This is a genomic window from Fictibacillus sp. b24 (genome assembly GCF_030348825.1).
Classification (GTDB): Bacteria; Bacillota; Bacilli; order Bacillales; family Fictibacillaceae; genus Fictibacillus.
Map to the genome: position 1 here is coordinate 2900720 of NZ_JAUCES010000005.1, position 19167 is coordinate 2919886.

The 19167-nt window shown below is 40.1% G+C and carries 19 protein-coding genes and 1 pseudogene; 3 read left to right on the forward strand and 17 right to left on the reverse strand.

Annotated features, from left to right (window positions below):
• Positions 1 to 214 precede the first annotated feature (214 nt).
• The 5 genes from QUF49_RS15175 to QUF49_RS15195 form a co-directional block, all read right to left on the reverse strand.
• Complete coding sequence (locus QUF49_RS15175; protein WP_289496489.1) at positions 215 to 1189, reverse strand: bile acid:sodium symporter family protein; 975 nt, start codon at positions 1187 to 1189, stop codon at positions 215 to 217.
• 168 nt (positions 1190 to 1357) lie between these two features.
• Positions 1358 to 3184 (reverse strand): ribosomal protection-like ABC-F family protein, encoded by a 1827-nt coding sequence (gene abc-f / locus QUF49_RS15180; protein WP_289496490.1) that lies wholly within the window; start codon positions 3182 to 3184, stop codon positions 1358 to 1360.
• Positions 3185 to 3520: 336 nt separating this feature from the next.
• Entirely contained in the window at positions 3521 to 3805 is a 285-nt protein-coding gene (locus tag QUF49_RS15185) for a hypothetical protein (protein WP_289496491.1), read from the reverse strand.
• A gap of 67 nt (positions 3806 to 3872) precedes the next feature.
• Positions 3873 to 6266, reverse strand: a complete 2394-nt coding sequence (locus tag QUF49_RS15190; RefSeq protein WP_289496492.1) for a M14 family metallopeptidase — start codon at positions 6264 to 6266, stop codon at positions 3873 to 3875.
• Between the two features lie 208 nt (positions 6267 to 6474).
• On the reverse strand, positions 6475 to 7038 hold the full coding sequence (locus QUF49_RS15195) for a GNAT family N-acetyltransferase (protein ID WP_289496493.1): 564 nt from the start codon (positions 7036 to 7038) through the stop codon (positions 6475 to 6477).
• Between the two features lie 101 nt (positions 7039 to 7139).
• Here QUF49_RS15195 and QUF49_RS15200 point away from each other — a divergent pair, with 101 nt between their 5' ends.
• The 3 genes and pseudogenes from QUF49_RS15200 to QUF49_RS15210 form a co-directional block, all read left to right on the forward strand.
• Positions 7140 to 8708, forward strand: coding sequence for a hypothetical protein (locus QUF49_RS15200; protein WP_289496494.1), 1569 nt, complete (start codon positions 7140 to 7142; stop codon positions 8706 to 8708).
• Positions 8709 to 8726: 18 nt separating this feature from the next.
• The gene (locus QUF49_RS15205; RefSeq protein ID WP_289496495.1) at positions 8727 to 9491 is read left to right on the forward strand and encodes a hypothetical protein; all 765 of its coding nucleotides are present in this window, start codon (positions 8727 to 8729) and stop codon (positions 9489 to 9491) included.
• Between the two features lie 206 nt (positions 9492 to 9697).
• Positions 9698 to 9913: pseudogene (locus tag QUF49_RS15210) on the forward strand (YiaA/YiaB family inner membrane protein); the annotation flags it as partial.
• Here the strand turns inward: QUF49_RS15210 and QUF49_RS15215 are convergent.
• The 12 genes from QUF49_RS15215 to QUF49_RS15270 all read right to left on the reverse strand — a co-directional run bounded on the left by QUF49_RS15215 (position 9886) and on the right by QUF49_RS15270 (position 19167).
• Entirely contained in the window at positions 9886 to 10182 is a 297-nt protein-coding gene (locus tag QUF49_RS15215; RefSeq protein WP_289496497.1) for a putative quinol monooxygenase, read from the reverse strand. The pseudogene QUF49_RS15210 and the gene QUF49_RS15215 sit on opposite strands and share 28 nt — an antisense overlap.
• An 18-nt stretch (positions 10183 to 10200) precedes the next feature.
• Positions 10201 to 10836, reverse strand: coding sequence for a nitroreductase family protein (locus tag QUF49_RS15220; protein ID WP_289496498.1), 636 nt, complete (start codon positions 10834 to 10836; stop codon positions 10201 to 10203).
• 42 nt (positions 10837 to 10878) lie between these two features.
• The gene (locus QUF49_RS15225) at positions 10879 to 11316 is read right to left on the reverse strand and encodes a MarR family winged helix-turn-helix transcriptional regulator (RefSeq protein ID WP_425590471.1); all 438 of its coding nucleotides are present in this window, start codon (positions 11314 to 11316) and stop codon (positions 10879 to 10881) included.
• A gap of 151 nt (positions 11317 to 11467) precedes the next feature.
• A complete protein-coding gene (locus tag QUF49_RS15230) occupies positions 11468 to 11650 on the reverse strand; it encodes an alpha/beta-type small acid-soluble spore protein (RefSeq protein WP_066392178.1) in 183 nt (60 codons plus the stop codon).
• 233 nt (positions 11651 to 11883) lie between these two features.
• Positions 11884 to 12441 carry a GNAT family N-acetyltransferase gene (locus tag QUF49_RS15235; RefSeq protein WP_289496501.1) on the reverse strand — a complete coding sequence of 186 codons (558 nt, stop codon included), beginning with the start codon at positions 12439 to 12441 and terminating at the stop codon, positions 11884 to 11886.
• An 11-nt stretch (positions 12442 to 12452) separates the two neighbouring features.
• Positions 12453 to 12692: a GNAT family N-acetyltransferase gene (locus QUF49_RS15240; RefSeq protein ID WP_289496502.1), complete on the reverse strand. Its 240-nt coding sequence runs from the start codon at positions 12690 to 12692 to the stop codon at positions 12453 to 12455.
• Positions 12693 to 13823: a DNA polymerase III subunit beta gene (gene dnaN / locus QUF49_RS15245; protein ID WP_289496503.1), complete on the reverse strand. Its 1131-nt coding sequence runs from the start codon at positions 13821 to 13823 to the stop codon at positions 12693 to 12695.
• 129 nt (positions 13824 to 13952) lie between these two features.
• A complete protein-coding gene (locus QUF49_RS15250) occupies positions 13953 to 14891 on the reverse strand; it encodes an AraC family transcriptional regulator (RefSeq protein ID WP_425590472.1) in 939 nt (312 codons plus the stop codon).
• A 270-nt stretch (positions 14892 to 15161) separates the two neighbouring features.
• Complete coding sequence (locus QUF49_RS15255; RefSeq protein WP_289496504.1) at positions 15162 to 16793, reverse strand: M4 family metallopeptidase; 1632 nt, start codon at positions 16791 to 16793, stop codon at positions 15162 to 15164.
• A 224-nt stretch (positions 16794 to 17017) separates the two neighbouring features.
• A complete protein-coding gene (locus tag QUF49_RS15260; RefSeq protein WP_289496505.1) occupies positions 17018 to 17704 on the reverse strand; it encodes an HAD family hydrolase in 687 nt (228 codons plus the stop codon).
• A gap of 17 nt (positions 17705 to 17721) precedes the next feature.
• The gene (locus QUF49_RS15265; protein WP_289496506.1) at positions 17722 to 18285 is read right to left on the reverse strand and encodes a GNAT family N-acetyltransferase; all 564 of its coding nucleotides are present in this window, start codon (positions 18283 to 18285) and stop codon (positions 17722 to 17724) included.
• Between the two features lie 18 nt (positions 18286 to 18303).
• A complete protein-coding gene (locus QUF49_RS15270; RefSeq protein WP_289496507.1) occupies positions 18304 to 19167 on the reverse strand; it encodes an RNA polymerase sigma-70 factor in 864 nt (287 codons plus the stop codon).

Here is a 19167-nt window from a genome sequence, read left to right on the forward strand (position 1 = left end):
TCCTAAAGTGAGATGTGTTAAAGGGAGTATTTATATATAAATACTCCCCAAATATATTATTGGTAGGCATTAACTACAAATAGAGCTTTTTATCCCTCGATTGAGATCTAAAGAAGATGGACACCACACTTCAGACTGCGCGCAAAAGCTATCTAATGCACTGAAAAGCTAGCAAACTGCGTGAATGAAGACCGAAAACATTGAATAAATAACTTTAAACCACCTTAGATGGAGTGGTGTGAGTACTAGTTTGTGCGGCATCACGGTCAGCCCTCTTCCCCCACCATGTCGCAAGCAGTGGTCCTGATATGTTGTGCCATACACTAAAGATCGCACTTGGCACGGCAGACAATGGTGAAAAGTGAGCGATTGCAAGTGCTGCACCTAAACCTGAATTCTGCATCCCAACTTCAATAGAAATCGCTTTTTGATCAGCAAAGTTCAGCTTTAGTGCTTTTGCGATCAGGAAACCAATTAATAGACCTAATACATTGTGAAGAACAACAATGGAAAAGATCAATAATCCTGTCTCTGCAATTTGTTTTGCGTTCGCTGCTACAACAGCAGATGCTACTGCCACAATTCCAACAACAGAGATGAGCGGAAGTGCTGCAACGCTTTTCTCCACTTGTTTACGGAATAAAAGTTTAACAACAAGACCTAATACAATGGGAACGAGTACAATTTGAACGATCGATAACAGCAAGTTGCCCGCAGATACGGGGAGCCATTTGCTCGCAAACAGCAACGTTAGTGCTGGTGTTAAGATTGGTGCGAGCAGTGTTGCTACGGATGTTACCGCAACCGACAATGCTGTGTTTCCTTTTGCAAGAAAAGTCATAACGTTCGATGCCGTTCCGCCTGGACAGCATCCTACTAAGATCACTCCAACTGCTACTTCCGGCTGCAATTGAAATGCTGTGGCTAGTCCAAATGCAAGGAGCGGCATGACCGTATACTGTGCCGCCACACCGAGCAATACACTTTTAGGGGCTTGGAACACCGCTTTAAAATCATTCAGTGACAGGGTTAGCCCCATGCCGAACATGATAATTCCGAGTAACAATGGAATGTGGGGAGCGATCCATGTGAAGCCTCCTGGAACAAAAAATGCTAAAATGGCAAAAAGAATCACCCAAACCGCAAAGGTGTTGCCTGCTGCTTTACTTACTTTCTCGAGAAATCTCATGGTTCTCACTCTCCTTTTTAAGAGAGTATAAACTAATTATCTGAAATTTCAATGTTTATTGATGAAAAATTTAAAATTATGTGATTATTGTCCTTTTTTATGTGATGAGGTCGTTTTTTTATGTGATCGTTACTCTTTTTTATGTGATGCGCATTAAAAATTATGTGATTAATCATTTTCATGCTCATCCAGCCAGTTGTATCGCGGCACTTTCGCCATATGTTCGCGTCTTTTCTCCACGGTGAACATCCCTTTTAGCGTTCCATAAAAATATTGCATAAGCTCTCGTTTTCTATTCATCAATTGCTGCAAATCTTGATCGACCTGAACGTATTCATCTGTCCCCGTCTTACAAAAACTAATCTTCCCGAGGAGTTCAGTGATCTTGTTCTCTACTAAAGCTAATTCTTCTGCATGGTTCTGATCATCGTCATTTGACACACGCAACCTTCGTTGTTCGTAATCCCCAAGTCCCATCTCCATTCTTTTGATCTGCTGATTCTCAATAACGAGCAGCTTATTACACAGCTTTTCAACGAAAAAGCGGTCATGAGAAACGATGATGAGTGTTCCTGAAAACTGTGACAAGGTTTCCTCCAGCTGCTCGCGGCTTGGCAGGTCCAGATGATTCGTCGGTTCATCCAAAATGAGCACATCGTATTCCTGTAAGATCATCAGCACCAGTTTAACGCGCGTCCGCTCACCTAAACTTAAGTAACGGATCGGTTTTGAGAGTTTTCGATCCTCGATCCCCATGTTCGCAAAGATCGTCCTCGCCTGTGTTACTTGATGCTTATCTTCTAAATCAAAGTATTCATACACCGTTTTTTCTTCTGGCAGATCACTCACATCTTGAGAAAGATAAGCGATTTTCATGGAATCACTTTTCCAAATCGAACCCTGCGTTATCGGCTCTATATCAAGCAGCATTTTTATAAAAGTAGTCTTACCCGCTCCGTTTGCCCCTTGCAACGCTATTCTTTCACCATGCTTAATATAAAAGTGACTTTTATCAAACAACGTGCGGTCGCCAAATTGCTTTGTTAACCCGCGGACCTCAATCAGTCTTTTTCCTCTCTTACCAGCAGCATCAAACTGAAAAAAGACATCTGTCTCTTCTTTCGGTTTATCAATGCCACTCTTTGATAATTCCAGATTCAATCGCTTCAATTTCGACTTCACCTGATTATCTTTTTTCTTAGCTTTTGCCCGCTCGAACTCACGAAGTCCCATCTGTTTATTTTCCGAGGCTGTCCCTCCCTTACCAGCTTCTCGGTGTGCTTTTTCAGACCATGTTTTCAACGTATTTACTTGGTGCTCAATCATCTCAATCTTTCTTTGCTGTTTATCATAATCTCGCTTTTGCTGTTGATAACGACGCTGCTTCTCCGCTCGATACGCTGAATAATTTCCTTCATAAATCGTCAGTTTTCCATCTTCAAGCTCAAAGATTTTATTGACCGTCTGATCTAGAAAATGACGGTCATGAGAGATGATGATGCTGGCACCACTGTAACGCTGTACTTCTTCTATCAGCCAGCTGATCCCTTGCAAATCTAGATGATTGGTCGGTTCATCTAAAATCAAGAATTCTGGGTGATTCGCCCAGATCTTAGCAATAGATACCTTCAGTCGTTCGCCGCCACTTAAGCGTCCAAACTCTCCCTTTTCCAACAAGTGTTTCTGCAGTCCGAGCTGTTTACTCGTTTTCAACAGGTCCTCAGCTGATTCACGCATTTCGTTTTCCACATTCAGCATGTAATCCGTTGATTGCGGCAGATATCCCATGTGTAGATGGGCTGGCCATGTTGTAATCGATCCTTTATCCCATTCAACAGTCCCCATCAGCATATTGACAAGCGTTGTTTTACCGCTGCCGTTCCATCCGACAAGGCCGATCTTCTCGCCTTGCCGTATATCAAATGAAATTTCTTTCAATAGTTCTCGTTCACCAAATTTTTTCTGCAATTTTTTGACTTGTAATACAATCGTCATGCAGCTCACCTCTTTTATCTGTATGGATGCAGGAGGTCAACAAAAAACCTCCCTGGAGCCCAGAGAGGTTGGTTAGCACAAATATGCATTTACACGTATCCAAATAAACACAAAAACAAAAAGTTCTTTGTGTGAAATCATATTGGATTTGAAGGTACGTGTGTACGCAAAATGGGCAGACTTATCCTATTCTCCAGGTCTCACTAGTTTAGAGTTAGCCTAAGAAAATAAGAGTTTTCCACATCAGCGTAGTACCGTTCCTTTCCCAAATGACTTCTAATTACAGTATTAGTATATTTTTACCAACGAAAAATGTCAATCAACTTTCAGTAAAAATCAATTCATTTCATTCGCTTTCTTTTCTGCCATTCGATAGACCTTCATATACAGCATAACAAGAGATATAGCAATCATGGACGAACCAGCGACAAAAGATAGCAGCGTCCAATCAACAATCCATGAACGATACCATAGATAGAGTGAAACGACGAGATAACAACTTAGAATAATGATATACAGTTTTATGCGCGGAAAGAGATATTGCAGCACACCGCTTACTAAGAAGGAAACGAGACAGAGTGGAATTAAATAAAGCATCAACACAAATTCGATGTTACTCATCACCCAACCCCCAAACCGTTAAAGTGCAAGAGGAAGACACATGAAGATGCACCTTCCCCTCCTTAAGTTATTTAATGATAAAAGTCTTACTGTTGTACTTCTTGTTCTTTCCAGGTTCATACTTATTCTCAACGTTTCTGCTTGCATCAACCGAGAACCAGTTTAGGGTCGTAGTCTTATTAAAGGTCAATGTCTCTGCTCCTTCACGCGTTCCGCTGAGCTGCAGCTTTTGAGACTCATACGTCGGACGGCTGCCATCAAGCGTGTAGTAGATTGTAGCAGGTTCACTTGTTCGGAAACTCACTTCTACTGTATCATCATACTTGCCGCCATTCGGTGTAACGCTTGATTTTGGCGCCTTATTGTCTCTTGAATAATCGTAAGCCACATCAATTAATCCCAATAACCCGTTCGAGAATTCCATCGCTTCTTCATGACCTTCTTCAAAAGGCGGTTGAAATCCAACAAGCTCCCATCGCTGTGTCTCTTTGTTCCAAAGATCTGCACCTACTTCAAAGTTCCATGCGTAGATCCCTTTTTCATACCAAAGGAAGTCTGCAGAATTTCCGGCAGCTGAATAAAGAACATCTGGTATTGGGCCGGTACGGCTCGGAAGTATGACTGTTCCTCTGTGCTTTTTGATTTCTTTTAAAATATGATCCGATGCTTGCCAGTAGTACGCCTCTTCACCAGCTGACGGACGCGGCAGTGTTTCTCGCTCTGGTGTATACGCTCCTGGTGACCACATGAAATAACCGCCATAGCTGTGAATATTCATCGCGAACTTGATGTTAGGATTTTGATTTGCCAGCCATACAAGGTTTCGGCTTTCTGGTTCAGAGTGTTCACTAGGTCCTGCATATGTTCCACTTAAGCAGTTCGTTGTAGATGCTCCAACATATCCATCAAAGGCAGATCCTACATTGTGGTTTCGGTTTAAGTCAACGCCCCATGAATTTCGGTAACCACTGTCAGATTGAGCTGGTGAACAGTGATTTGTCATGTTTTTACGCTGTGAATTGAAATCATAAAAGCTATAATGTGCACCGTCTGGGTTCATCGACGGAATGATGAAGATGTCGAGATTATCGACGAGTTTCCTAGTGTCCTTATCATGCGCATAGTTTCTGAGCAATCGTTCGGCTGTTTCAACCGACACTAGAGGTGTTACCCATTCCCGCGCATGTTCTTGTGAATAGCCAAGAACACCTGGCTTTGATCCATCTCGGTGTTTCCCAATTCGAATCGCTTTTACGGCAGCTGGTTCACGCGAAACAGAAGCGGGCGCTTTTAAGTTATCTGATAGATTAGCAGTCGCTGGCTCGACGATTCCATTACCCGCGTTATTACGATAAGTTGTGGCCGTTACTAGATTGCTAGCTTCTGCATTTAATACGTCCACCACTTCTTTAGCCGTACTTCTTGCATTACCGTCTGCATCCGTTGCAAGGGTAACGATTATTTTACTTCCGCTTGTTCCAACGGATAGTGGCGCATCTGCAGCACCAGCTTTCTTCAGCTCAAGAGAAATCGCATTGCCACCTTCATGCCCCCATGCTTTTGATGTTACAACTACTGCTGCATTCTGCATGGTTCCAATTGTTGCTTGAGCTTGACGGCGGTATCCGTTCGTTTTGTTTGGCATTTCAACAATCTCAGCAAGTTCGGGGTATTCTTTCACTAAGTTTTCAATTCGTGCATTGATTTCGGTAGGATCCATATAATGATCTACAAAGTTCTTTACATAGTGTTTCTTCGGATTGTCCGGTTTATCTGCACCTAGCCATTCTGTTACTTTAGATGTTGAAGTGCCTCCGAGTGAGCTCTCAATTGTCACTTCACTTGGAATTTCTGTAACGGGTAGCATGAATGAGTGATACAGATATTCACCTGCATCTTCAATTTTTTGTAATGTTGCTGTTTTCTCAGCACCATTTTCTGTCCATTTTGCTGTTAAGATCGTACTCGATGTGGCACCTGATGTGGATTTTGCTTCTACATAAAGAAATGTGTCGGATTGATTCGTGAAGTGATTTGCTCGGAGAATTGTGACTGTTTCCTCGGCTGAGGTCAGTTGTTTTTCTTGTTGTATTGCCGTTCTTCTTTCTGCAGCCCGCTGACTGAGCTGACGTTCTGTGATGAGGGTGTCTTTTACTGTGATGCCATAAAGCTTAAGCATGGCCATTTCGGATGGGGTTACAACTGCATCTACCTCTAGCATCCCGTTTTCGTAATGCACTCTGTGGGTGAGGTCGATGCCAAGTTCACTCAGCTTGTCCAACGCTTTCTGGTTGTTTGGCACTGAGAGTTGAACGAGAGAAACTGATTCTAAAGGTTGAATTTTTAGAGCTGATGCTTCAGCGCTTTCTGAATGAAATCCTGGTTCTAGCGTGGAAAGAGTTAGGCCTGCTATCGTGGATAATACGAGTGCTGACGAGATCCATTTTTTCCTCCCTAACATAAAAAAGCACACCTCCTATGTAATCATAAGGTAAGTGTAACTTTATTATCAGAAAATTCAATCATACTTAAGGATGGTCATTTTATAAAGTAAAGTACCTAATTATGTAAAAGAATACCGATTGCACTCAGCTAAAAGGAAATTTATAGTAAATATGGAATAGATAGAAAGTCTATGCTGTGCTATTTAAGCCTTCTGATAACAGCGCCTATGATAACCACTCTTCTTTCAAAATCGAATATAATTTTAAATCCTGATGTTGGCCTTTCGCGAACATCGCTTTTCTAAGAATTCCTTCATAAGACATACCGAGTTTTTTCATAACCCCTTCGGATCCAGCGTTCTCTAAAAAACATCTAGCTTGAATTCTTACAAGGTCCATATACTTAAATCCAAACTCAACAAGTTCACTTACAGCTTCTGTTATGATCCCCTGTCCCCAATATTTTTTAGATAAAACATATCCGATCTCAGCTGTATGGTGATGAGGCTGCCACGAGACAAAGTCTACCGTTCCAATAAATTCTCCATTTTCTTTTCGTTCAATTCCCCATGGCGCAATCTCACCGCGAGCGTACTTGCCTAGTATGAACTCTATAAACTTCTCCGTGTCTGCCAGCGATAGATGTGTATCCCACGTTACATATTTTGAAACATCGTCATCTGATCCATATTGAAACATATCCTCTGCATCATCTAACGTAATTTTTCTTAAGAATAGCCGTTCCGTTTCTAACAATGGCAAGTCACCATAAATTTTCTTTACCTCCATCCAACCACTCCTCACTTTTTTACATTGTATCTCTTCCTACTCTTAATAAAAAGGAAAATTATGGACAGATGTCGAATTTTTGCAGTAAGGGGGAATGGTTCATGAAAAAATTTGCTATTAAAATAAAACCACTTTTGATACCTTTCATCTTTTTTGTATTGATATTTTCAGCTTTCACCATGAAAAATTTAGAGATAGAATTAATGCTTCCTGATGAGGGCTGGAGTCGATCATTGCCACTCGCAACCGAAAGCGTCGGTGAAGTAAAGCCTGTTTTTCAAGAAAAGAATGGAGCACAGCATGTTTATGTTCCGAAAGAAAATGAAGTATTGAGTTTTAAAGTAACAGACAACCTTCAGGTAACAGATAAAAAAACAGTGCCTGTATCCATACCAAGTCCTCAAAATTTCTGGGTTAATGGAAATGATTATGTCTTTGTAAAGAACAAGCAGCTTATTCATTATGACGGTAAAAAAGAAAACATATTGGATCAAGATGTTATGGGAATAGATTCCAATCAGAACAATATCATTTATTTTAAAGAAAATGAAATTCTTAAAGTAAATATTGGCTCATGGGATGTAAAATCCATTGATATAGTAGATGAACGTTTAAAATCTATTGCATTAAACAGTCAATCCGATTCTTTTATGACCACCGGAATTACTTCCGCACAATCTAAGAATGTTAAAGTAATTTTTTATGAAGCAGATAGCCGCTCAGGGTACAGAACTCACCTCATTTTGAATAAAGATGAAGCACTTAATGAGAGTCGTTTTGGCTTTTATTTTATTGAAAACGGTAAAAATTTAACGATTTATTATACCTTTTTTAAAAATAGTTCTGGCGGAAAATCGTATACTGTTTATCAAGGAACGAATCAATTAGGGACGAATAAAGAGTGGAAATTTAACAAGATGACGTTCATGGATAAGAACGGTGTGAAGCTGGCAAACCCGAAGTATATTGAATACGGTGTTGATGAAAACAATTCCGCAAAAATTTTATTTACTACCCGAGCGCTTAAATCAAATGAAAAAGAGGCAGTGAATGTTTACGAAGCTCGTCCTGATGGGGATGTTTGGATGACAGAACTTCGCAGTACAACAAATCATCAGTCCATTTACGCACATTGGCTTGGTGACGAATCCATCATGTGGATGAACATGGTCGGCAACAAAGAGTTTTCGTTTAGTGCGGCTTCAACAAAACAGGACGTAATTGAAAAAAGCCAAGCGGTAACGAAAGAGGATTTTAAACAAGCTGCATCTGCAACAATACTTTCTTTATTCCAAGCTATGATCTTTGCGATGAGCTCTATCTATTGGATTGCTCCTTCTGTTCTTTTTACGGTAGTTATCTATATGACAAAAATAAAGCTCATGGAGGATGAGGATAAACGCGTGATGTACACCATTCTTGCTCTGTTTCTTGGTGTACAGGTCATCTTTATTCAGAAGTTATTTAATACTCACTATTATATGTATGCCCCTGACTTCTTAACCTTTTCGGGAAGTTCATTTGCTATACCGATTGTGCTTGCTTTGTTTAGCGGCGCAGCTGTTTGGTTCGGTAAAAAACAAGATTGGAGCATGTTAACATCTATTTGTTATTTTGCTGTCCTAAATACCTTTTTCCTATCTTTAGTTGTTGGACCTTATATGTTTTAAATTTGGAGGATACACAATATGAAATTAGTAAAACTTAAACCAGTTACGAAACCCGTAAAGATTACATTAGATGATCATCCTATGCAGTTATCACCAACATTCCAATCTGAAGTTGAAAATTTCTGGACCCGTTTTAACTCAGATTCCCGTTTCACCCGAGGCGAAGTTTTTCATGTGGATGCGCTTGAAGAAACGGAAAAAGAACTTAAGCTAAACCTAAAAAGCACTGATTACGCCCATTATCTTTATTCTGTTAAAAATGAACCAGTGGGTGATGAGGGGTGCAGAGTCATTTACGGAGCAGGCTTAGTGGAAACCTCAGATTCTTACTTCGTTTTTGGTGAGATGAATGATCATACTGCTTATCCAGGCAGGCTGCAGTGTGTTGGCGGCGGCTTAAGCAGGGAAGATCTTCAAGGAAATCAATTTCAAATAAGAAATAGTGTATTGCGAGAAATGACTGAAGAGCTGGGTATCGATACTGAGAACGTGACAAGTTGCTCTGCTTGTTTTGTGAAAACAGGCGGAAATTATGATTTTATCACGGTGCTCTATTATATTCAGCTCGACTTAACACTTCACCAGTTAGAAGAAAGGTATAAGACGTTTTGTGAGGAAATGATGGATAAAGGTGAGGTCCCAGAGTTTGCACAAATGGTTAAGATTAAAAACGAATCAGAATACATTAAGAACTTCATTAATAATGATAACCGCAGCTCGGTTGATTATCTGATTCCACTTCTTAAGAAAGCAAGTGAGCTTTCATTTGTACATTCAAACTAGAATAGAGTGTTCAACTTTTGAAAAGAGAAAACTGGCCCCTTCACTTCTCAAATTTGTTAGTCCTTATCCTGATCGTTGTAAACTCAATAGAAAAAATATACCACATCGACTTATTTAAGTGGACAATCGTTATTTATATCGTCTGTTTTTGTTGGTTGAGTTTTGTCATCTATATGGTGATAAAAAGAGGGAAACGGTAAGGTACTAACGCTGACAATCTCCAGTTGAATGAAAAGGGGTATTATATCTCTGTTATGATTTTGGTGGCAGTTGGTGCGATTCTTACTCAAAAAGTTACACGTGATAATGCGGAAGATGACGAGCTGATAGCTGAGCAAGAACGTAACCGCAATAAAAAAGGAAGGCACATTACATGCCTTCCTTTTGTCATTAATTATCTTTTTACTTGTTCACCAGCATAGATCTTTACATCTGTTGGTGCAGCCATAAAGCTTTGTGCTTTTTGGCCGAACGCGATAAAGTGCTCACTAGTATTGTGCTTTTGAACCGCTTCTTGGTTCTCCCATACTTCCACCATTAAGTAAGTGGCTTCTTTCTCACTGTCCTTCATTAAATCGTATTGGATGTTTCCACTCTCAGCACGTGAAGCTTCAACTAATGTTTTTACTTCTTCTAAAAATGCTTCTTCTTTTTCGGGACGTACGGTTAAACCTGCATGAATAATAATCATATTAATGGCTCCCCTTTCTTATCTCCACTCTGTTGTTTCTTCCACAGATAGACGAACAGATTGATATCCTTGATCTGCAGCTTTTCCGATTGAAAGCAGCATTACAGGGAAATAACGTTCTTTATCCAAACCGAAAGCTTCAGCAATCTGAGCTTTTTCATATCCACCGATCGGATTCGTGTCATATCCATGTGCACGAGCAACGAGCATTAATTGCATAGAAACAAGTCCTGCATCAATCAAGTTCATGTCTTTGAACTGTTCTGGAGTCATTTGTTCTAAAAGCCCACGAATTGCTGGGACTTGTTGATCTCTTACTTCGGACGGCATATGTCCTTCGTCTACCGCTTTGTCATAAATTCTTTCTAAATAATCCAAGCTGTTGTTGTCAGCAAATACAGCAATTACAGCAGATGAAGTCTCTACTTGTCTTTGGTTGAACTTAGCAAGTGGTGCTAACGTTTCTTTTCCTTCTGGTGTATCAATTACTACAAAACGCCAAGGCTGTAAGTTAACAGAAGATGGTGCAAGAGATGCTTCTGTCAGGATCTCCTTCATTTCTTCTCTTGAGATTTTTACAGATGGATCATAATTACGAATGGAACGGCGTCCTGTGATAATTTCGTTGAAGTCATTAATTTTTGTTTGTTGCATGGTACATTCTCCTTTATGTCTTAGTCTTAGATGTATGAGGTGTTACTCAAATTTTTCGATGTTGTGCTGGATGCGCGTTAGCATGTCGAGAAGAACGTTTCTCTCCTCAGCTGAAAAGTCATGTAAAACACCTGAGATAAACCGCTCTTTTTCTTCTCGGTAATGAACGATTCTCGTTCGGCCATCTTCCGATAAAGAAACATACGTAAACCGCTGATCCTTAGGGTCTTTCCGTCGGATAATCATTCCTTTTTCTTCGAGCTGTTTAAGATGTCTGGTAACTGCAGCATGGTCTATGTTCACTTTCTTCTGAAGAGCTCTTTGGCTGATCTCTTCTACTTCATACAATTCATGCAAAAGTTCCAAGCGCGTTTGGCTGATGCCGGTACAGCTTTCAAACTTCGGCGCTGTCCTGCGATGGATCTCGTACAATCTGGTAATAATCTTCTCGTCTTCTATAGTTGAGTTGGACAATAACATCCCCCTCCTTTTATTAATTGATAGGTCAATCATTGATACGTCAACTAATATAAAACACTGCATCACTTATGTCAACTGTTTAACTTTTTTATGTAAAAAACAAAAAGGCTATCTGCTATTAACAGATAGCCGAGCCATGATATTAAATTAATTAGCGCTTTCCGCCAAGAGCTTGAGCTACTAGACGTTTTGTGATTTCTCCACCTACAGATCCGTTAGCACGAGAAGTGCTGTCTGGTCCAAGGTTTACACCGAACTCAGAAGCGATTTCATACTTCATTTGGTCGATAGCTTGTTGTGCACCAGGTACTACTAATTGGTTTGTGTTAGCCATTTTGTTTTCACCTCCTAGTTGAATTAAGATTATAATTCCACATTGAATCGTTCTTATGCGTTACAGAGATAGGTAGTATTTGTTAATAAAAAAATAAGGACGATTAATAAAAATCGTCCTAGTGTGAAACAAGTGGCAAACCTTTATTTGTATGTTTTTAGATTTACCTCAAATTGAGTAATTATTCCATTTTTCTTTAAAAATTTTACAGGTATTAATTTTGTATAAGTCATTTATGTGCACGAGATACTATTTACAGATAAATATTGATCTTTTAGAACGCTCATTCTTAAGCGATCCACATAAGTGCCTTTTCTTAATCGATCTTGCCGTAAAATACCTTCTTCCACATATCCAACTTTTTTGTAAGAAGAAATGGCTTTTTCATTATCTATCTCGACCCTAAGCCATATTTTATTCAGTGCAAGTTCATAAAAACCGTATCTTAACATTTCATGCATAGCAGCAATTCCATAACCTTTGCCCCAATACGATTTGTCTCCAATGGCAATCCCTAATTCTGCATGATTGTTTAAGCGATCCATATTTTTCAGGTCAATCCACCCGATATGTTTACCTGTTTCAGTTACAATCGCTTTTTGGTCATACTCATTCTCTTTAGTGATGCATAGTTCAATCCATTTTCTTGTTTCTTCTAAACTAAATGGCGGAAATGTATCTGGCATGTTTAGATGCTTCGTTACTTCTTGATCTAAACACCACTGATAACGGTCATTTGCATCTTCTATCTTCAGCTCTCTAAGTTGTACTTTTGGCAATTGTTTTTGCATGATAATCCCCTTTATGTTCTGCGTTCCTTTTTCTTTTGATAGGATTGGATCGATTTCGTAAAACCTGCCTTTTCAAAGAATGCTTCTTTTCCTGGCTGTGCGCCTATAAAAAGCGAGGTTGGACTGAGTTCCCAAGCCAGATCCATTAGTTCTTTGCCAATTCCTTTTCCTTCATAGTCAGGATGTACAAGAATTTCAGTGATTGTGCCAAAGAAATAACCATCTGTTAATAAACGGACGCATCCATCCATTTAGTAAGACCTAACTGGTGATATTAGATGGAGATAAGGTGATTTCCCATGTGTTGATTCAATCACAATCGGCCTCATTGTACCGTTAAATTTTATTTTGATTTCTTCGTCTTTTATAGTCTTTATAGCGTCCATCAGAAAATAACCGTCGATTGAGATCTTAAGATCAGAATCACCATCCATATCTTTTATTTCTTGCAATTCTTGAATGGATCCCATTTCAGACGAACCTGATGAGATACAAAGTTTATTGTCCTGAATAGTTAACGTGATATTGTTGTTTTTCCATTCTCCTGCAAACAAGCACGCTCGATCTATTCCTTTAACCAGAGATTCTCTATTCAAAAACAAGGTTGTACTTTGCTCAGTTGGGATGAGTTTTGATGTATTCGGATATGTTCCTGAAATTAATCTAGAATAAAGTGACAACTTGTCTGTTTTAAAAAGAATATATCCTTCTGCTGAATGAAGCTCTACTACACCTGAATAGTCACTAATTTGTTTTACAAGTTCGTTTGCACTGGAACTTGGAACGATAAATGTAGTTTCTCCCTTTGTATTCACATCTTTCACTATAGAGGCTAGACGCTGTGAATCAGTTGCAACCACCATAAACTTGTTACCTGAAAAAGTGAAATGAGTACCTGTTAGTACAGGTCTAGTTTCATTTTTGGCTGTTGCAAAGACCGTTTGTTTAATTGCATTTTTTAAATCTTCAGCATCAATATGTATGGTGTTACTTTGATCAATTACGGGCAGCGTCGGATATTCTTCCGCACTAAACCCATTAAACTGTGTGAATATATCCCCAGATTTAATTTGTATATTTTGATGATTGATTGCTTCTAATTGTATAGATTCAGGAAGCTTTCTAATTAATTCTGTAAAGGATTTGGCTGATACAACTGCGCTTCCAGTTTGATGTATGTTGATTTCATTATTTCTCGCTTCAGAAATGGGAATGAACCTCTCAATAATAATATCCGCGTTTGTTCCTATGAGTGTAATTCCATCATCTTCCGCTATGATTTTTATTCCTGAGAGAATGGGAATCAGCGATTTTTGTGTGACTACTTTTCCAACTTCAGAGAGTGCTTTACTCAAAACATGTTGATTAATCGTGAATTTCATACGTTGTATCCATCCTCTTTTGTAAACATTAATTTTATTAATTTTCCGACTATTATTTTAACACATAATTCCATTTGATTTACGTGAAAAACCCTCTCTGCTCACTTTAGCAAAAAGGGTTTCAAGGCATTATTTTACTTTTACAGCTTTCTTAACAACAGGGATGTAGATATCGATCTGTTTGTTTTCTTTCCCATAGCAGCGCTCGTCATACAGCTCAAACTCGACTTTGCCGTCATGCTCATAGCCAGAGTCCGGGAACCATTTCGAGAAAATCTCCACCCATGTTTGTTGAATGGATTGTACGAAGTTTTCTTCTGATGCTTTCGGTGTTGTGAATACAGCATACTCCATTTCAAGAAACGTTCGATAGGACATGCCTTCTGGAGCTGGTGTTCCTTCAGCTACTTCCATCCCGATCATGTAAACAAACTCACCTGTTGTTGTGTTGTATTCTGTGCACAATCCGAGTTCTTGGTTTTTGTAGAGTGGATTAGGAATCTTAACACCGAGATTATTTTGAATATACTGCTGCCAAAACTTCGGGATCTCTCTATTGTTTTCACCGTCTGTGTTGCGTGTGCGTAAGTCATAACCGATGATGTGGAGTGCTGGTTTTTTAATAAGTTTCATTTCCATATTTAATCCTCCCATATAGTGGTTCATATTCAGGTAAGCTTTCTGATGAAGAGAGACAGGATGAACCGTTGCACTGCGATACTCCCGAGGTGATCGGCCATAATGTTTTTTAAACGCACGGTTGAACGACTCGTGATACTGAAATCCTAGATCAAATGCGATATCAATCACTTTTTCTTCGGATTGCAATAAACGCTGTGCCGCGTGCGAGAGTCTTCGCTTCCGCACATATTCCATAACGGATTCACCAACAAGAAACTGAAACACCCGATGATAATGAAAAGGCGAGAAGCAAGCGAGCTCTGCAAGCCCCTCTAATGTGATCCGTTCGTTCAAGTTCTCCTCAATATAATCAAGTGTCCGCTGTATGCAAACTTCATAATCCATCTCATCACCTACCCTACGTCTATCATATCCACGAACATCCATTCGTTCTTAACCTTTTTTGCTAAGTTATCGCTTTTACTTATTCTATATCGGATTGATTAGCCCTTCTGATGAGAGGCAATCCACGAGTTTCGGCTGCCAATCCACGAGTTTCCGCCCTCAATCCACAAGTTTCGGCTGCCAATCCACGAGTTTTTGCCCTCAATCCACGAGTTTCAGCCTCCAATCCACGAGTCTACAATCATCGACCTTCTTCCAAAGCTAACTATTGAAAAAAGCTAGAACCACAATCTGGTTCTAGCTCACTACTACTTATTGAATGCCCACTGCATTAAACGCCTGATTCACAGATGTTACTTCTTGTGAAGATGCGCCGTAAAGATCAGATGCTGCACGAACAGCCGCTGCTCTCGCTTGGCTGAAGTTAGAGGATGACGTTAAGTACACCGTGTTCATGCGGTAAAAGATCGCCCCTAGCTTTGCTCGTCCAATTCCAGTAACGGAAACGCCATAATGACTGCCGCCTTCACTTAAGAGATACGCTGCTTTGTTGATGATTCCGCTGTTGATATGAACGCCTCCATTGTCACCCGTTCCTGTATAACGAACCGAATAGTGGTCTGGATCTTGGTATTTTGCTGGATCTGACATCGAACGAAGTGCATCTCCCGCTATCGCAGGTGTGTACACATCTTCCCCGATTTCAAAGTCTGGATTCTTGCCGTTATAGTACTCTACTAATGTTCCAAAAATATCAGACATTGCTTCATTTAGTGCCCCAGATTCATTTTGATACACAAGATCAGAACTTGTATCAGTAACAGCATGTGTCAGTTCGTGCGCTACAACATCGATACCACCAGAGAATGCGATAAAGTTTGTTCCATCACCATCACCGTAAACCATCTGCGAACCGTTCCAAAACGCATTGTTATAATTTTTATTAAAGTGAACAGATGATTTGATCTGCGCTCCCTTATTATCATAGGAGTTTCGTCCGTGCGTATTTTTATAATAATCATACGTTAAACCGGCAAAGTAATGAGCGTCAACAACGGCTTGGTCGTACGAACTGTCGAATACATTGTCTGTGCCGCTGTAAAGAGTTCCTGGCAGGAAGAGCTCCGGCAAGAATGTACGGTTCTTCATATCGTATGTAAAGATCCCGCTTCCTCGCGTATTATCTTGCATATAGTACTTACCGCTTGATAATGTAAGGTTCAGTGTTTTTGAATCGCCAAGAACACCCTTCCCCGTTCCAGTTGTATTCGTTCCCGTTACTTCGTGCATGTCATTGTATCGGTGCAGGACTTTACCAGACGCTGCATCAATAAAATAATTCCAGTTCCCTGGCTCAGGTGTGAGGAAATTTAGATTTACGAAATACGCATAATGCGCCGTACCATCCTTCATCAGCACCACTTTTTCGGCTTTTGGTGTTTTTTCGAATTGAGGATCGAAGCCGAGTGCCGCTTTTGCAATTCCCACAGCTTTTGTACCGCTAATTTGTTTTGTATTTGTGAGATTGGCCTGCTTGTCCAATTCAGGAGCCACTTCACCTGAGATGACCGTTAGTTCTCCTTCTTTATTGATGTGCGCCACTTGCGTGTAACCCCAAACGGGAACTCCGTTGTATTCCTGCTGAAGTCTCAGCACCGTGTTGCCATCGTCTTCTTTCGTACTTTCTAAGATCGAGAAAGACTCTTCTGCTTTTTTGTTTCCTAGTTTAAAAAGAGATTTATGACCGTTCATGTAATCAAAGAGTACTTGTTGTGCTGATGTTTTTGATGGTGCTGATAATTTACCTGCCAAGAAGGCTGGTGTTCCAGATTCGCTGTTCACTTTTACCTTCGTATTTTCTGATGACGCCATAGCTGGCGACCCAAACGCACCAGCGATCAATGATGCCGCAATCCCCATCGCAACCCACTTCTTTTTTCTCATCGTTATTCCTCCATTTTCCTTTTTTCTTCTAAGTAAGCAACATCTTATCACCTATCCAATACTATTTATACGAATTTTCAGAAAGTTAAAGAGTTCTTACTAGAGCAAAAAACGAAAAATATTATAATAGAGTCTGATGGCATATTTTTACTGTAGTTCTTTTTTACCTAAAAAAAGAAAACTAGCACAGGCCAAGACCTATGCTAGTTTTCTGTATCTATCTATTACCGCAGAGTAGACTTTACCCTGTCTTGTTTCAAAAGATCTAAAGGTTTTTTTAGTTTCGGAAAGCCAGTAATCTTTTCACTGATTGCATCCGGCAAAAACCATATCGCTTGGTACGCGTTCATACCACATGCGGCCGCACCAACTAATTCGTTCGCTCCACCATCACCTATAAAAATAGATTCTCGCGGCATTACACCCAGTTTTTCACAAGCGATTCTGTAGATTTGTTTGTTTGGCTTCGCAACTCTTACTTCATACGAAAAGATCACTGCATCAAAATAATTTGCTAGATTGCACGATTGCCAAGCGACAACTTCTTCTCTCGCTGCGTTAGAGATAAGACCTAGCTTCAATCCTCTGTCTTTTAAGGATTGGAGAACTTCTAGCACTTCTCCATCAATTTCTTGAAATGCGGCCGCCTTTGCTGAAATTCTTCCTTGGTGGACTTTTTCAATAACCTCTGGATTGGGTGACATCCCTTGTGAACTTAAAATATCCCTCAAGACACTTTGGTGATCAGGAAAAGTTCCGTCCATGCGAAGCTCTCTGCGGCTATCCCATTCCCTTTTGAAAATTTTCAAATCCATTCCCAGGAGTTCGTTAGAATAGGTAGCTTTCTTCTTTCCATCTTTCCATTCTGTAATGAGTGTTTCATACAAATCGAAAAACACTGCTTTTATCAAGAGAAAACCTCCTGCTATTAAAATACCTTTGCATAAACGCTTGTATCTCGAAGCTTCGTAGTTGAACCCATTTCTAATGAGTCGTTGCGCAGAACACCTTCTAGCTTGAATCCTAGTCGTTCGGGGATAGCTGCACTTTTGACGTTGCGAGTATCACAACGAATCTCGATGCGGCGAGCTTTTAATTCATTTACAGCAAAATTCGTGATTCCTTGAACAGCTTCTGTCATGTATCCCTTACCGGTGTGACGGGAATCTAGCCAATACCCAATCTCGAATTTTGGGATGTCCCAATCAATACGGTGTAATCCAGATGATGCAATCAGTTTCCCTGTTCCTTTTAAAAACACGAGAAGGCGTAGATCTTCCCTGCTTAAAAACTTTAGGTGTGCCTCGCGAATGTTCGCTTCCACATCCTCTTCAGTTTGATCGATGTGGGCAAAAGGCAGCCATGGCTTAAGGTCTTCGATTGAAGAGGTCAAGGATTCATACATTTCTTTTCCGTCTCCTGGCATTGGCATGCGGATAAGCAGGCGATCGGTTGTGAATTCTGTTGGGAAGTCAAGTAGGATTGGTTTCATTGTGTTCCTCCATTTATGTCAGCTGATATGAGATAATTTATCTGGATTTACTACCCAATATATCTTTTGAACCAAGTCGTCTTGTACTTGAAGTGAAAGCACTCCATAGACTTTGCTTTCTATATACAACACGATTCCGGGGTCCCCGTTAACCGTTGTAAATTCGAAGGAGAAGTCTTCTGTTGTTTTTGCCAAAATTCCCATATAAAAACGGGAGATTCGTTCTGCACCAAGTATCGGGAATAGAGCAGCTTTTGTTTTCCCTCCACCATCTGATAATAAAGCAGCATCGATCGCTAACAAGCTTAATAGTTTACTAACATTTCCTGTAATAATCGCTGAAACAAACTGTTCTGAGAGCGCGTGCGCTTTAGCTGGCGTTAATTGATCAGATCGTCTATGATTCCCAACCGCTTTTTTTGAACGGTGAAAAATCTGTCTGCAGTTTGTCGGGCTCTTTCCTACAACATCCGCAATGGCATCATAGTCATATTGAAGAACCTCCCGCAGCAGAAATACGGCACGTTCGGTTTCTGATAGCTGTTCTAATAAAAGTAAATAAGCCGTGGAAAGAGATTCCTTCATTAAATAATTTTGAGCTGGGTCTTCCTTGGAATCTATTAAAAGCGGCTCAGGAAGCCAAGGACCAGTATATGTTTCCCGCTGTTTTCTTGCTGATTTTAGCAAATCGATACAGCGGTTCGTCACAATTTTACAAAGATATGCTTTCGAATTTAGTATATGTTCCGTTGTTGTCTCACTCAGGGTGATAAAGGCTTCTTGAACAATATCCTCTGCATCCTGCACACTTCCTAACATTCGGTATGCCAACGAAAATAACAAAGGACGATGCACGGTAAATAATTGTTCCGTTTCATTCAT